This window comes from Haloarchaeobius pelagicus, assembly GCF_051207375.1.
In the GTDB taxonomy this organism is placed as follows: Archaea; Halobacteriota; Halobacteria; order Halobacteriales; family Natrialbaceae; genus Haloarchaeobius.
Window position 1 is genome coordinate 471,763 of the sequence record NZ_JBPJZD010000001.1, and the last position, 13,977, is coordinate 485,739.

Below are 13,977 nucleotides of genomic sequence, written 5' to 3' on the forward strand. Positions count from 1 at the left end.
TGGGTGTATGGATCCCCGAATCGAGCGCCACGCCGATATCATCGTCAACCACTCCACCAGCGTCGAACCCGACGACAACGTCCTCGTGATGGCCCCGCCGGTCGCGGAGGACCTCGTGGTCGCCGTCTACGAACGACTCGGCGAGATCGGTGCGAGCCCGTCGCTGTCGATGCGGTCCGGGCGCGCCCTCCGTGCCTACCTCCGTGCCTCGGACCCGGACGACTTCGACCTCTCCGAGCACGACCTCGCCCAGATGGAGGAGACGGACGTGGTCATCATCATCCGCGGTGACGAGAACACGAACGAGCGAAGCGACGTCCCGCCGGAGACCATGAGCGCGTTCGGGACGGCCCACCAGCCCATCGGCAAGGAGCGCATGGGCAAGCGCTGGGTCGGCACACAGTACCCCGCGTCCGGGAACGCCCAGGAGGCGGAGATGTCTACCCCGGCGTACGAGGACTTCGTCTACGACGCCATCGACAAGGACTGGGACGCCCAGCGCGAGTTCCAGGAGAACATGGTCGAGATACTCGACCCGGCCGACGAGGTCCGCATCGTCTCCGGCGAGACGACGGACATCCGCATGAGCGTCGACGGGATGGTCACGGCCAACGACTTCGGCGAGCTCAACCTGCCCGGCGGCGAGGTGTACACGGCACCCGTCCCCGACAGCGTGGAGGGCGAGGTGCTGTTCGACAAGCCGCTGATGGCCCAGGGCCGCGAGATGACCGACGTGTGGCTGAAGTTCGAGGAGGGTGAGGTCGTCGACCACAGCGCCGAGAAGAACGAGGAGGTCCTGACCGCGGTGCTCAACACCGACGAGGGTGCCCGTCGCCTGGGCGAACTCGGCATCGGGATGAACCGCGACATCGACGAGTTCACGTACAACATGCTGTTCGACGAGAAGATGGGCGACACCATCCACCTCGCCATCGGGAAGGCCATCGCCCACACCGTCCCCGACGGCCAGCCGCTCAACGAGAGCGCGATGCACATGGACATGATCGTCGACATGAGCGAGGACTCCTACATCGAGGTCGACGGCGAGGTCGTGCAGCGCGACGGGACCTTTAGATTCGAGGACGGGTTCGAGGAGTAGGGAGACGCGACCGCAGGGAGCGTTTCCGAGTCCGAACGGCGACCGCAGGGAGCGAGACTCTCCGAATTGCGAGCGGCGGAGTCGCGCGCAGTAGCGGGGGAACCCTCCGAAGCGACAGAACAGACAGAAAGCAAACAGAAACGGGCTTCGCGGAACGGTTTTCCAGTCCATGGGCGTTGATTGCCCACATGGACCCTCGTGTCAGAAAACACGCCGAAATCGTTGTCGACCACTGTCTCGACGTACAGGCAGGTGAGAACGTGTTGGTAGAAGCCAAGCCAGCGGTCGAGGAGTTCGTCGTGGCACTGTACGAATTGCTCGGCGAGCGGAACGCGCTTCCGATGCGAGTCGGGGACAGTCCGCGCGCCTCGCAGGCGTACCTCGGAGAACTCGATATCGGTACAGCGTCTTTGAAGGAACACAGGTTGGCCGCCTACGAGGCCGCGGACAAGGTCGTTCTGGTGTGGGGGATGGAGAACACGCGCGCGTCGAGCGAGATGGACCCCGAGATCTCGAACGCGATGGGTCAGGCGAACCGCGCTGTCTTCGAGGAGCGAATGGACACGCCCTGGGTTGGGACGATACACCCGCTTTCGGGGACTGCCCAGGAGGCAGAGATGAGCACGGCCGCCTACGAGGAGTTCGTCTACGACGCCGTGAACAAGGACTGGGAAGAACAGCGAGCGTTCCAGGAACAACTGGTCGAACTTCTCGACCCTGCCGAGGAGGTCCGCATCGTTTCCGGTGATGAGACCGACATCACGATGCGGGTCGATGGGATGGACGCGGGGAACGACTACGCGAAGCGAAACCTTCCTGGTGGGGAGGTCTACACCGTTCCTATCCCCGACTCCGTCGAGGGCGAGGTACGCTTCGACGTACCGGTCGTCCAGCGCGGAAAGCAACTAGCGGGGGTGTGGCTCCGGTTCGAAGAGGGCGAGGTGGTCGAATTCGAGGCTGAGAAGAACGAGGAGACGCTGGCGAGCATCCTCGACGCCGACGAGGGTGCAAAGCGTCTCGGTGAGCTTGGAATCGGGATGAATCGCGACATCGACCAGGTGACGAACCACATGCTGTTCGACGAGAAGATGGGTGACACCATCCACCTCGCGCTAGGAACGGCGATAGAGGATGTGGTTCCGGAGGGCCAGCCGTGCAACGAGAGCATGGTCCACGTCGATATGCTGGTCGACATGAGCGAGGATTCGTACATCGAGGTCGACGGCGAGGTCGTGCAGCGCGACGGGACGTTCGTGTTCGAGCAGTAGGCTCGTCTCGGCCACCCAGAGGACCAGTCTCTGGTTCCGTGTGCACTCGCCGCAATATCAACTATCGGACAGAAGTGTCGTTCTGCGAACCATTAATCCCGGTCGAGTCGTCGGTCTGGTATGGACCCACGAATCGAACAACACGCTGATATCCTCGTCAACCACTCCACGAACATCCAGCCCGGTGACAAGGTCATCGTCGCTGCACCCCCGGAGGCGAGCGACCTCGTCGCTGCCGTTTTCAAGAAACTGGGGGAGGTCGGTGCTCGCCCCGTCCAGCTCACACAGGACTCGCGGGCGATGCGTGAATTCGTCCTCGCGGTCGACCCGGAGACACTCGACCTGCCGGAACACCTTCAGGCGCTCATGGACGAGACTGACGTCCTCATCGGCATCAGTGGAAGTTCGAACAAGAACGAGACGAGCGATGTCCCTCCCGAGAAGATCATGGCACTCGCGAAGCTGAACAAGCCGATTCAGGACGCGATGATGGAGAAGCGCTGGGTAGGCACGCAGTTCCCCGCCACGGGCGACGCCCAGAAGGCGGAGATGTCCACCCCCGCCTACGAGGACTTCGTCTGGAGCGCCATCAACCGGGACTGGGGCGCACAGCGCGAACTCCAGCAGCAGGTCGTCGACCGCCTCGACGACGCCGACGAGGTTCGCATCGTCTCGGGTGACACGACGGATCTGACGATGTCCATCCGTGGGAACCTGACGAAGAACGACTTCGGTGAGAACAACCTCCCCGGCGGTGAGGTGTTCACTGCACCCATCCCCGACAGCGTCGAGGGTGAGGTGTTGTTCGACAAGCCGCTGATGGCCCAGGGTCGCGAGGTTACGGGTGTCCGACTCGTCTTCGAGCAGGGCGAGGTCGTCGAGTACGAGGCCGAGAAGAACGAGGAGCTGCTCGCGGCTGTCCTCAACACGGACGACGGTGCCCGTCGCCTGGGCGAACTCGGCATCGGCATGAACCGCGATATCGACCGGTTCACCTACAACATGCTGTTCGACGAGAAGATGGGCGACACTATCCACCTCGCTATCGGCCGCGCCATCGAGGGGACCGTCGGTGAGGGCGGAGAGTTCAACGACTCGGCGGTCCACATGGACATGATTGTCGACATGAGCCAGGACTCGTACATCGAGGTGGATGGCGAGGTCATCCAGCGCGATGGGAAGTTCTGGTTCGAAGAGTAGGGAGACGCGACCGCAGGGAGCGTCTCCGATTGCGAGCGGCGTAGCCGCGAGCAGTAGCGAGGTTCTGAGCGGAGCGAGAACCTCGTATCTGAACGGCGACCGAAGGGAGCCGTGAAGACAGGTTCGAAAATTAGGACGGATTCCCGTTCTCGCTACTGCTGCTCGTCGACCCACTCGCGGACGTATTCTTTCTTCCGACCATCGAGCGCGTACTCCCGGTCGATGCCGGTCGTCTGGGCGACCATTTCGTCGCCCTCGTAGAGACAGAACGTCGGCAGCGGCCCGTCGAACGTCCGGCTCAACTTCCCCTGCAACCGGTCGGTGAAGCTCCAGTGCTGTTTCGCCAGTTCGGGGTGTGCGGCCGTGTCGAGCGTCCCGATTGCCACCTCCTCGTGCCACTCGTCGGCCAGGTCCGACAGCTCGGGTTTGAACTCCTTGCACGGCACGCAGGCGTCGGCCCACATGTAGACGAGCGTGGTCGGATACGAACCGACGACGGCGTCGAAGTTCTCGGGCGTCAGCGTCACCGTGCCGTCGGGCCAGGGGCGCGATTCGGACATCGTTCAAAATTCTCTATGGGCGGAATTAAAACCATGGTTTCTATTGACACGACTGCACTGGGGTGGGGAGACACGGCTCTCACGACCGCAGTGACACGACGAGCAAGACCGCGACCGTCAGCAGGACGGTCGTCAGCCAGACGGCCGTGGTGTCGGACCCGACGAGGTGTGTGCCGAACAGCCACCCGGACAGGTAGCCCCAGGGGGCGACGATGATGGGGAGCGTCACGGCGTAGACGGGGGAGATAGCCGAGAACCGGTCGGTGATTGAGGTGGGGACCATGGACGGCGGTTCTCCCGCCCCGCAGGTATACTTTATCGACAGGACTGGGAGCGGGGGATTCTCCCGCGTGTACCGGCTCAGACAACGTCGCCGCGGACCGTCGCGCCTTCCTGCTGGTCGCGCCACGCGTGGAGCTCCTTCGCGGCTTCTTGCGCCTGTTCTTCCTCCAGCCCGAGCATGCCGAGCGCTCGCGAGAGCGTCGGCAGGGCGAGTTCGGACTCGCGGAGCTTGCGCATCGCCTCCTCACTTCGCTGTCCCTCGGCCCACAGGCAGACCCCGCGGGGGTCGAGCAGGGTCGTCCAGTCCTCGCGGCGTTTCGCACCCGCCAACCGCTGGGTGACGTTGTCCTCGAAGCTGGCGTTACACACCTCCAGATGGACCGGTTCGTCGTCCTCGAGCAGGTGCGCTGCGAGACACTTCTCCGGGGCGGCGTGGCCGTTCGCGTTCGCCCGGAGGTGTTCCGGGTACTCCTCGGCCCACTCGGTGCGGACGGTCTGGCCGACGCCTTTGACGCCGTACTCGGCTTCGAACTCGTCGGCGCGAGAGGCGTCGCCGCCCAGCAGGATGTCCTTGGTGAGGTAGACGTCGAGACGGTCGACCGGGTCGAGACCGAGGGCCACGTCGCCGTACACCCACACCTCGCGGACGGGGACCGGCAGCGGGCCGGACTCGACCGCGTCCAGGATGGCTTCGACTCGGTCGAGCGCCGCGTCGCGTTCGAGACTCATCGTCCTGTCGTACCCACCGGAAGGGAAAAACGTCCTCGCTTCGGGGCGGGAACCGGGACGGTCGGCTCAGGCCAGCTTGCTCTCGTCGGTGGAGACGTGCACCGTCTTCTCGACGGTGGCGTGGACCGTGCCGTCTTCGGCGACCACGTCGGCGGTGTACTCCCGGTCGACCGAGTCCTGTTCTTCGAGGGCGGACTGGATGGCGTCGAGTTCCTCGTCCGGCATCCGGAACCGGGCGTAGAGGTCCTCGGTGCCGGGTTTCTTGAACCGGACCTCGGCGGCCTTGTCCCAGACCACGTACTTGCCGGGCAGCGCCTTGATGAGCATCATCGCGAACATCGGGTCACAGGCCCCGTAGATGCTCCCGCCGAAGATGGTGCCCATGTAGTTGCGGGTGCGCCAGCTCTGGGGAATCCGGATGTGTATCTCCTGCCAGTCGTCGGCGATGTACTGGACCCGGCCACCGGTGCCGCGGTAGGAGGGCCAGACGTTGAACCCGAGGCGGAACAGTCGCGTGCGCCAGGACTCGCTCATTGGCAAGCACAGCGTCCGCCGGCTACCTTACTGCTGTGGAACGCGAGTCGCGTGGTTTCGGGTGGAACGAGACCCACGTCGTCTCGGGTTGTCGGTCACGCCGTCTGGGTCGACGCCCGCGGAAGCTCCACCGTGACGGTCGTCCCGTCGTCCACGTCGAACGCCAGGTCGCCGCTCAGTGACTGCACCACCCAGCTGACGAGCCAGAGACCCACACCGCTGCCGTGTTTCAGGGCGGTCTCGCGGTCGTTCCTGAGGGGTTCGAGTTCGGCGTCCGGGATACCCGGCCCGTCGTCGCTTACCGTGACGGTCACCGTCTCGTCGTCGGCCTCGGCTGCGACGTGGACCCGCGGCTCCTCGCCGCCGTGTTCGAGCGGGTTCTCGACGAGTTCGGTGAACGCGATCTCTATCGCCTCGTTGGCGCGCACCGGCGGCAGGGCACAGATGTCCGTGGTGATGGTCGCGTCGTCGCGTCGCTCGCGGCCGGACTGGATGGCGCACTCGAGGACCGACGTGAGGTCGAGCGACCGGCTGTCGCCCGAGTCGAGCCGGGTCGTGACGCGTTTGAGCTTGTCACTTCGCGAGACGACCTTCTCCAGTCGCTCGTCGATAGCGGCCGCGTACTCGTCGACGTCGCCGTCGGCTCGCTCGGCGAGCAGGTCCGCGTACCCGCGGACGACCGTCATATCGTTGCGCAGGTTGTGCCGGAGGAGGCGATGCATGACGTTGCGCTGTTGCTCGTGGCGCTTCCGGTCGGTCACTTCCCTGAGGTTGACGACGAACCCGGCAATCCGGGGGTCGTCGTTCAGGTTGCGGGCCCGCGCGCTGAGCCAGCGGTAGTTCCCGTCACAGTCCTCGAACCGGAACTCGGTGGCGGCCTCGGCCCCGGGGTCCTCGGCGACGAGGTCCTGGTAGAACACGTCGAGCGTCTCCGCCCTGTCGTCGGGGTGGACGTACTCGAACGCGTTCTCCCCGATGAGTTCGTCGGGAGAGTACCCGAGGACGTGCCGTATCGACGGGCTCTCGTACTTGATGACGCCCGATTCGTCGAGGATGGTGATGAGGTCGAGCGAGCGGTCGATGAGCGTCTGGTAGCGGTCCTCGGTCTGCTTCCGGTCGGTCACGTCCCGCAGGGTGACGAGTCGGCCCGTCACCGTCCCGAAGCCACGGTCGATCGGTGACTGCTGGGCGTCGTAGTAGCGCTGCTGGCCGTCGCGCGTCAGTCGGAGGTCGGAGCGGTCCTCGTCCAGAATCGTGGTGAACTCCGGGACGACCGACCGGACGGGTTCGCCGATGACGTCGGCGTTCTCGACCTCGAAGACCTCCTCGGCGACCGGGTTCAGGTCGACGACCCGGTCGGCCCCGTTCAGGACGACGATGGCGTCGGGCAGGTTCGCGACGAGTTCGTCCCGGGCGAACTCGCGAGTCGCTGGGACCACGTCGAGCAGTTGCTGGCTCCGAATCGCGAACAGGAACACGCCCGAGCAGGCGACGAACGCCACGTTGGTCGGGTCGAGCCCGTCCGGGGTAAGCTCCAGTACGTACGCGACGTTCGCCACGAGGACGATGAGGCACCCGGCGATGAACGATGCGCTCTGGAGGAGGTAGATGCCCCGGTGGATGACCGAGGTCCGGGCGATGAGGACGAGGCTCGCGGCGATGAGGGCGTACGAGTAGACGACGTGGCCGAAGAAGGCCGGGCCGAACGTCTCCGTGATGATGTAGTACGAGTCGGTGACCAGTCGCCGCCCCGTCTCCGACCGGACCAGCCGGTGTCCGTGCCCGTTCGTCCAGACGAGTGCGGTCAGGACGAGCGGTTCGACCGCGAGGAGCGCCAGGAAGGGTCGGTTCAGCCGGTCGAGGCGACCGGTGTACTCGAGCGCGATGAGGAGGAACGCCGCGGGCACGACGGTCGAGACGGTTATCTCGACGTTCGTCCAGAACACCTTGTCGGCCGTACTCGTCACCGAGAGGTTGCCGATCTCCGCGACCGTCCACACCCCGGCGGCGAGGGCGAACACGGCGAGTGGCCGGCCCCCGGGCGTCTCGCGGTTCCTGATGGCCAGCCCCGCCACGACCAGCGAGAGTAGCACCGAGAACAGAAGGGGCAGGTGATACGGCGTCAGCTGCAGACTCATGCCGACGTGTCACCGGGCGATACTGCCTGCCGACTGCTGGCGCTGGTCGTTGGGTCGTCGACTGACTGTTCGTCGTTCCATAGCATCGTCGGCACCGGGACCAGGGCTTGCTATGTACTGCAAGGTGGTTATAAACTTCAATGTTCTTGCCGTCTCGGCGGCCCCACGACCTGCCCGGTTACGTGGTCGCGTTGGGACAGGCCACCTGCGTGACGAGGGTTCCCTGTGGGCCGCGGAGCGTGACACCACCGCCGGGACAGAGTGGCTCGTCGAAGTTCGCGCCGCGCAGAAACTGTCGGGGGCTCCCGCCTTTCACGCCGTCGACGTCGCCGGTCGTCTTCACCTCGACGACGCCGCCGGGTTCGAGTGGGATGGTGTCCAGCTGGTAGGTGCCGCGTCCGTCGAAGTCGAGCGTGTAGCTCCGTAACTGGACGATGTCGTCGCCGTCGTTGTGGACGAGGACTCGTTCTTCGGCGTCACCGGGTCGCTCGATAGTGAGCCGGAGTTCGGCGGTCGGCCGGTGGGTTCGCGTCCGCGACGGGTCGACGACGCCCCTGATGCGTTCCAGACAGCCAGCGCTCGCGGCGGCGAGGGAACCGGAGCATACAGCGAGCAGGTCGCGACGCGAACGGGACGACGGCATACCCGCCCGTATCCCCGCCACCCCCGAATAGCTTCGGACTCGCTGGAAAATCAACTCGGTGTTCTATGCTCGCGGTTCTCGGAGATTTATGCGCCCGGCACCCATCCAGACGGGATATGGAACACCGCGTCACGAACGAGGATGGGGACGAGGACCTGGTCTGGATACTCGGCTGGGGGAACCGACTCCACCACGACAACGTCCAGTGGCTCGAATCGCGTTTCGCGGGGGCCGGCTATCGCGTCCACACGCTCCAGATTCCGGACTTCCCAGCGGACTTCTACGGGGAGTGGGTCCGGCCCGCGAAGGAGTTCGTGGCCGACCTCGACGACTATCGGCTGGTCGGCCACAGCACGGGCGGACTCATCGGGGCCTACCTCGACGGGGCCGAGACGACGACCTACCTCAGCCCGTGGTGGGGCTACACGTCGGACACGCCGGCGTGGCTCCTCGACACCGCCGCGAAACTCGGTGTTCGACGGAAGCTCATCCCCTCGGGCGTCAGCACCCGCGAAGCCATCGGGTCGCTGGCGACCGACTCACAACTGGCAGACGGCCCGGGGAACGTCTCGCCGCGGTTCATCCGCGAGACGCGCCGCGGCCACCGGGAACGGCCCCCGATCGACGACGACGCGGTCGTCTTCTGCACGCTGCGGGACCAGGTCGTCAGCACCCGCGCCATCGGGGACGCGGTCCCAGAATCGCAGGTCGTGCTGTACGACGGCGGCCACGAACTGTTCTCCTCCGAGCGCCGCGAGGCGTACGTCGACGACGTGCTCGCGGCGGTCGACGGCGGGCTGGCCGCAGTCGAGGCGGTGTAAGACAGCTCCCGAGACTGGACAACGAAACCCGTATCCCGGCGTGGCGGCAACTACGGGCGATGACCGAGTGCACCAAGTGCGACCGCGAGGCGGTGATGCACGCCGCGTACTCCGGCGCACACCTCTGCGAGACGCACTTCTGTGCATCCGTCGAGAAGCGGGTGCGCCGACGGATTCGCGAGGACGGACTCGTGCCACAGCACGCCACGCCCGAGGACCCCGAGACGTGGGTCATCGGCCTCTCCGGCGGGAAGGACAGCGTGGTGCTCACCCACATCCTGGACGACATCTTCGCCCCCGACCCTCGCATCGAGATGATCGCGCTGACCATCCACGAGGGCATCGAGGGCTACCGGGACGAGAGCGTCGACGCCTGCGTCGAACTCGCCGCGGACCTCGAGATGCGCCACGAACTCGTCACCTACGAGGAGGAGTTCGGCGTCCGCATGGACGACGTGGTCGAGCAGGACCCGGAGAACATGGCTGCCTGTGCCTACTGCGGCGTGTTCCGGCGGGACCTCCTCGAAAAGTACGCCGACGAGTTCGGCGCGGACAAACTGCTGACGGGGCACAACCTCGACGACGAGGCCCAGACCGCCCTGATGAACTTCCTCGAGGGGGACGTCGCCCAGATCGCCAAGCACTTCGACGCGAGTATCGGGACCTTCGACGACAGGGAAGACCAGGACGAGTTCGTCCCCCGCGCCAAGCCGCTGCGTGACGTGCCCGAGAAGGAGGTCGCGCTCTACTGCCACCTGCAGGACCTCCCGGCGCACATCACCGAGTGCCCGCATTCCAGCGAAGCCTACCGCGGCGAGATACAGCGCCTGCTGTTCGACCTCGAGGAGAACCACCCCGGCACCCGTCACTCCATCATGGCCGGCTACGAGGAGGTCGCAGGAATCGTCGCCGAGCGCTACCGCGACGACGGAGACGGCTCGAAAGCCGACCTGACCGAGTGCGAGGAGTGTGGCTCGACGACCACCCGCGACCGCTGTCGGAAGTGCTCGCTGCTCGACGCGCTCGGCGCAGTCTGAGTGTCGACGCCCCGAAATCCCACCTCCTTCGTCGACCACCCGCGTAGCACCGCCGATGAGCTATCCCGAGGACCTCCTCGACCGCGGTTCCGTCGACTACGTCGAGCGAATACACGTCCTGCCAGCCGGGGAGTTCGAGGCCGCCCGCGACCGCGCCGGAACCATCGAGGGCGGCGTCGTGGTGGGGGTCACCGACGACGACGGCCGACTCCTCCTCATCCAGAACGACTGGAGCGACGGCTGGATACTCCCCGGTGGCGGCGTCGAGTCGGGCGAGGACTGGGAGGTCGCGGTCCACCGCGAGGCCGACGTCAGACGGTTCCTGGAGTGACGGCCGCGACAGTCGTGGTCGGGTAAGACACCCGTGCTCGTGCCCCGAAACCGCTTTCCGACGGCGGTCGTACCTCCCCGCATGGGACTCCTCGATAGCCTGCGGGAACTGTTCGGGTCGCCGCCGTCGGACCGGGAGCCGGAGCCGGAGGAACGGGCGACCCCCGCCTCGGACCCGGACCGGATGTACGCGACGGCACCCGACCCCGACGACGCCGACGACTTCGGCCTACCCGACGCACCCGGCGCTGCGCCCGAACAACCGCCCCGGGAGCCGCCCGAGGCGTTCGCGTACGAGGCCCAGGAGTTCGTCGACTTCTGGCACGAGTACCCGCTCGATTACAGTGTCGACTCGCTCGACCACCTCGACAGTCTCGTCGCCGAGAACTGGGATCCGGGCGCGTTCGCCGGTGTCGACCCCGACGCGGATGGCGGCCCGGAGGCGCGCACGCTCTACGGTCTCGTCCAGTCGCTCGGGAGCTACCTCGGGGAGTCGCTCGTCCGGGACGTCGACGGCGAGTGGACAGAAGCCGGGAGCGGAAACTGGGTTGTCGTGGTCGAGGGCTCGGACGGCCAGGCGACCATCGACGTCTTCCGCATCGCGACCGAGGCGTTCACCGAGTCGCCGAACTTCCGCCCGCTCGTCGAGACCATCGAACGCGAGACCGGTATCTGACCGCGAGACCGGCGTCACGAGAGAAGAGACAGCGAGACCGGCGGTTACAGGTGTGAAAACGGTGGAGAGAAGAACCCCCGGGTGGGGGTAGTTGGTGAATCGTGTCCCCGGTCAGGGGGACGACTGGTACGACTGTGTCTGCGTCAGCGGATGACGTCGAGGCCGTTGTTCTGCTCGACCTCGTCGCGTCCGCCGTCGCCACGCGTGCTCCCGAAGCTCCGGTTGCTCGAGGAGTTTGAGCTGGCTGAGCTGGCGTTGCCGAAGTCCGCCTCGCTGGCGTCGAAGCCACCGCCGTCGATGGCTTCCCGGGACCGGTCGGCCTGCTTCTGCGTGCTCGGACCGAGCACCTGGGCGCTCTGGACGCCCGTCATGATGGCCATGACGCGCACCTTGCCCTTGTAGTTCTCCTGGATCCGGGCACCCCAGATGACGTTCGCACTCGCCTCGAGGCGCTCGGTGATGTTGTTCGCGATACCCTCGGCCTCCTTGAGTGTGAGGTCGGGGCCGCCAGTGATGTGGACGAGTCCGCCCGAAGCACCGCGGTAGTCCACGTCAAGCAGCGGGTGGTTCATCGCGTCGTTGACGACCTCCCGCGTCTTGTTCTTGTCCTGTGTCTCGCCGACCAGCATCACCGCGACGCCGCCCTGGTTCATGATGGATGTCATGTCGGCGTAGTCGAGGTTGATGAGGCTCGGCTGCGTGATGGTCTCGGAGATGCCTTTGACCGTCTCGGCGATGATCTGGTCCATCACCGAGAACGCCTTGCCGATGGGCAGGTTCGGGACGTAGTCGAGCAGGCGGTTGTTGTCGAGGACGATGATGGAGTCCGCGGCTTCGCGGAGCTTCTCCAGCCCTTCCTCGGCCTTGACCGTCCGTGCACGCTCGACGTTGAACGGCGTCGACACCATGCCGACGACGATAGCGCCCTGTTCTTTGGCGATCTTGGAGACGACCGGCGCTGCACCGGTCCCCGTCCCGCCACCCATGCCCGCTGTGACGAACACGAGGTCGGCGTCGCCGAGGACCTCCTTGACCGTGCCCTGTGCCATCTCGGTCGCGCGCTCACCCATCGAGGGGTCGCCACCCGCACCGAGCCCGTTGGTCAGGGATTTGCCGACGAGTATCTTCGTGTCGGCCTCGATCATCTTGAGGTGCTGCTTGTCGGTGTTGATGGCGACCGTGTCGGCCCCATCGACGCCGATGTTGTACAGGCGGTTGACGGTGTTGTTACCCGCGCCACCGCACCCGACGATGACGATTCGGGGGTCACCGAACTCGTCGCCGTCGAAGTCCTGTTTCTGCTGTTTCTCGCGTTCCTCGTGTTCGAGGGCGTCTTGAACGATATCCTGCATCGTTACACCTTGGCCCAGGTGCGCTGTTTCTCGCCCGCACCCGAGCGCTCGGTCTGTTGTTCGTTAAGCATCTCACGAACGGCCGACCGAATGGCCTCGCTTCGATTCGGGAACTCTCCCGTCTCGACCATCTGTTCTACCTCCTCTATCTGCTGTTTCGGTATTCGCAGTGTCACACGCTCCATGGTTGTATTCCCCTGGTAAGACGTCACGCATGTGCGCAGTTCGCACGCGCATCGTCTTACACGGCGATTACGGCCACGGGAGCCCCGTAAACTCCCATTCCGCCCCGTGTAAGACAATTTGTCTTACGCGACTGTATGCACTGTGTCTTACGTAATAAAGGTACCGCCGATAACAGGTTTCGATTCCTCACCGTGTCCTACGTCGAGTCAAGCACGTCCGCCGCCGGCGTCCGGCGACCGCAGCTCGGACAGAACGCCCAGTCCGACCGAACCTCGTCGCCACACTCGCAGTACGCCCGGTGTGCGGCCTTCTCGCCGCAGTTCGGGCAGTACACGTGGTCGCCGTCGACCGACTCGCCGCACTGCCCGCAGGTCGTTTCGGTCACGTCACCCGCGGTGTCGGACACACCGCCGACCGCCGTGGCCGGACTGGTGTCCGACACCTGCTCCGACGCGTCGACGCTGGCACCGTCCGCAGCCTGCACCCCGTCGAGCGCGATGGTGAGGTTCAGGTCCTGCCGGCGCTGCGCCATGGCCGCGTCGAGTTTCTGTTCGAGAACCTCGTCCACGCGCGCGTCAACCAGCGCGTCCACACGCGAGGCAACGAGGTCGTCCAGACTCCCGTGGTTCTCGGCCGACAGCTCCTCCTGACCGGCCGCGTCGCTCGCGACGGCCTCGGACGCATCGCCGTCGAGATAGGCCCGCAGCGCGTCGCGGACGAGTTGGCTCTTGGACTCGTCCCTGGCCTCCAGCCGCTCGACCAGGTCGTCATCCGCACGCACGGTAATCTTACTCATACCTGCAATCCGACTAACTCATTATAGAGCAAGCACTTGAATGTAACCCCTCCTCGTCTGACGAACGTCTGACGCTCTGTTCTGCTGCTCGTGGGCTGCTACAATGTGTCGCGGCCGGACCAGATAATAACCCTTATGTCGCATCCGGCGTCTATCTGAAAGTACGCCCGCCCTTAGCTCAGACTGGTAGAGCAGTCGACTGTAGATCGACTTGTCCCCCGTTCAAATCGGGGAGGGCGGACTGCTTTTCCGCGAACCGTCGAACGAAGTGAGACCGTGAGCGGGAAGCACGTTCTACCGAGCCGATTTGAGCTCGTGAGTCACGC

The 13,977-nt window shown here is 65.4% G+C and carries 16 protein-coding genes and 1 tRNA gene; 8 read left to right on the forward strand and 9 right to left on the reverse strand.

From position 1 onward, the window contains the following. The first annotated feature begins 7 nt into the window (after positions 1-7). The 3 genes from ACSC1S_RS02505 to ACSC1S_RS02515 all read left to right on the forward strand — a co-directional run bounded on the left by ACSC1S_RS02505 (position 8) and on the right by ACSC1S_RS02515 (position 3,567). Positions 8-1,099, forward strand: a complete 1,092-nt coding sequence (locus ACSC1S_RS02505; RefSeq protein WP_435363017.1) for an aminopeptidase — start codon at positions 8-10, stop codon at positions 1,097-1,099. Between the two features lie 188 nt (positions 1,100-1,287). Beyond that, complete coding sequence (locus ACSC1S_RS02510; RefSeq protein WP_435363018.1) at positions 1,288-2,367, forward strand: aminopeptidase; 1,080 nt, start codon at positions 1,288-1,290, stop codon at positions 2,365-2,367. A gap of 120 nt (positions 2,368-2,487) precedes the next feature. Continuing rightward, on the forward strand, positions 2,488-3,567 hold the full coding sequence (locus ACSC1S_RS02515; protein ID WP_435363019.1) for an aminopeptidase: 1,080 nt from the start codon (positions 2,488-2,490) through the stop codon (positions 3,565-3,567). 152 nt (positions 3,568-3,719) lie between these two features. Here the strand turns inward: ACSC1S_RS02515 and ACSC1S_RS02520 are convergent, their stop codons facing one another. The 6 genes from ACSC1S_RS02520 to ACSC1S_RS02545 all read right to left on the reverse strand — a co-directional run bounded on the left by ACSC1S_RS02520 (position 3,720) and on the right by ACSC1S_RS02545 (position 8,453). Then, a complete protein-coding gene (locus tag ACSC1S_RS02520; protein ID WP_435363020.1) occupies positions 3,720-4,127 on the reverse strand; it encodes a thioredoxin family protein in 408 nt (135 codons plus the stop codon). Positions 4,128-4,206: 79 nt separating this feature from the next. Continuing rightward, complete coding sequence (locus ACSC1S_RS02525; protein WP_435363021.1) at positions 4,207-4,410, reverse strand: hypothetical protein; 204 nt, start codon at positions 4,408-4,410, stop codon at positions 4,207-4,209. A 77-nt stretch (positions 4,411-4,487) separates the two neighbouring features. Beyond that, entirely contained in the window at positions 4,488-5,138 is a 651-nt protein-coding gene (locus tag ACSC1S_RS02530; RefSeq protein WP_435317247.1) for a DUF7095 family protein, read from the reverse strand. Between the two features lie 66 nt (positions 5,139-5,204). After that, a complete protein-coding gene (locus ACSC1S_RS02535; protein ID WP_435363022.1) occupies positions 5,205-5,672 on the reverse strand; it encodes a DUF4442 domain-containing protein in 468 nt (155 codons plus the stop codon). A gap of 95 nt (positions 5,673-5,767) precedes the next feature. Then, positions 5,768-7,810 (reverse strand): histidine kinase N-terminal 7TM domain-containing protein, encoded by a 2,043-nt coding sequence (locus tag ACSC1S_RS02540; RefSeq protein ID WP_435363023.1) that lies wholly within the window; start codon positions 7,808-7,810, stop codon positions 5,768-5,770. A 178-nt stretch (positions 7,811-7,988) separates the two neighbouring features. Beyond that, positions 7,989-8,453: a lamin tail domain-containing protein gene (locus tag ACSC1S_RS02545; protein ID WP_435363024.1), complete on the reverse strand. Its 465-nt coding sequence runs from the start codon at positions 8,451-8,453 to the stop codon at positions 7,989-7,991. A gap of 116 nt (positions 8,454-8,569) precedes the next feature. Here ACSC1S_RS02545 and ACSC1S_RS02550 point away from each other — a divergent pair, with 116 nt between their 5' ends. The 4 genes from ACSC1S_RS02550 to ACSC1S_RS02565 all read left to right on the forward strand — a co-directional run bounded on the left by ACSC1S_RS02550 (position 8,570) and on the right by ACSC1S_RS02565 (position 11,317). Continuing rightward, positions 8,570-9,274 carry an alpha/beta fold hydrolase gene (locus ACSC1S_RS02550; RefSeq protein WP_435363025.1) on the forward strand — a complete coding sequence of 235 codons (705 nt, stop codon included), beginning with the start codon at positions 8,570-8,572 and terminating at the stop codon, positions 9,272-9,274. Positions 9,275-9,333: 59 nt separating this feature from the next. After that, entirely contained in the window at positions 9,334-10,311 is a 978-nt protein-coding gene (gene ncsA, locus ACSC1S_RS02555) for a tRNA 2-thiolation protein NcsA (RefSeq protein ID WP_435317252.1), read from the forward strand. A 55-nt stretch (positions 10,312-10,366) separates the two neighbouring features. Next, positions 10,367-10,642 carry an NUDIX domain-containing protein gene (locus ACSC1S_RS02560; protein WP_435363026.1) on the forward strand — a complete coding sequence of 92 codons (276 nt, stop codon included), beginning with the start codon at positions 10,367-10,369 and terminating at the stop codon, positions 10,640-10,642. A gap of 81 nt (positions 10,643-10,723) precedes the next feature. Beyond that, the gene (locus ACSC1S_RS02565) at positions 10,724-11,317 is read left to right on the forward strand and encodes a hypothetical protein (protein WP_435363027.1); all 594 of its coding nucleotides are present in this window, start codon (positions 10,724-10,726) and stop codon (positions 11,315-11,317) included. 143 nt (positions 11,318-11,460) lie between these two features. Here ACSC1S_RS02565 and ftsZ read toward each other — a convergent pair whose 3' ends face one another. From ftsZ to ACSC1S_RS02580, 3 genes are all read right to left on the reverse strand, one after another. Beyond that, a complete protein-coding gene (ftsZ, locus tag ACSC1S_RS02570) occupies positions 11,461-12,669 on the reverse strand; it encodes a cell division protein FtsZ (RefSeq protein ID WP_435363028.1) in 1,209 nt (402 codons plus the stop codon). Between the two features lie 2 nt (positions 12,670-12,671). Then, positions 12,672-12,854 (reverse strand): transcriptional regulator CdrS, encoded by a 183-nt coding sequence (gene cdrS, locus ACSC1S_RS02575; protein WP_261650227.1) that lies wholly within the window; start codon positions 12,852-12,854, stop codon positions 12,672-12,674. Positions 12,855-13,051: 197 nt separating this feature from the next. Next, positions 13,052-13,651, reverse strand: a complete 600-nt coding sequence (locus ACSC1S_RS02580; RefSeq protein ID WP_435363029.1) for a double zinc ribbon domain-containing protein — start codon at positions 13,649-13,651, stop codon at positions 13,052-13,054. A gap of 167 nt (positions 13,652-13,818) precedes the next feature. Here ACSC1S_RS02580 and ACSC1S_RS02585 point away from each other — a divergent pair. Beyond that, a tRNA-Tyr gene (locus ACSC1S_RS02585) sits at positions 13,819-13,892 on the forward strand. Positions 13,893-13,977: the final 85 nt, after the last annotated feature.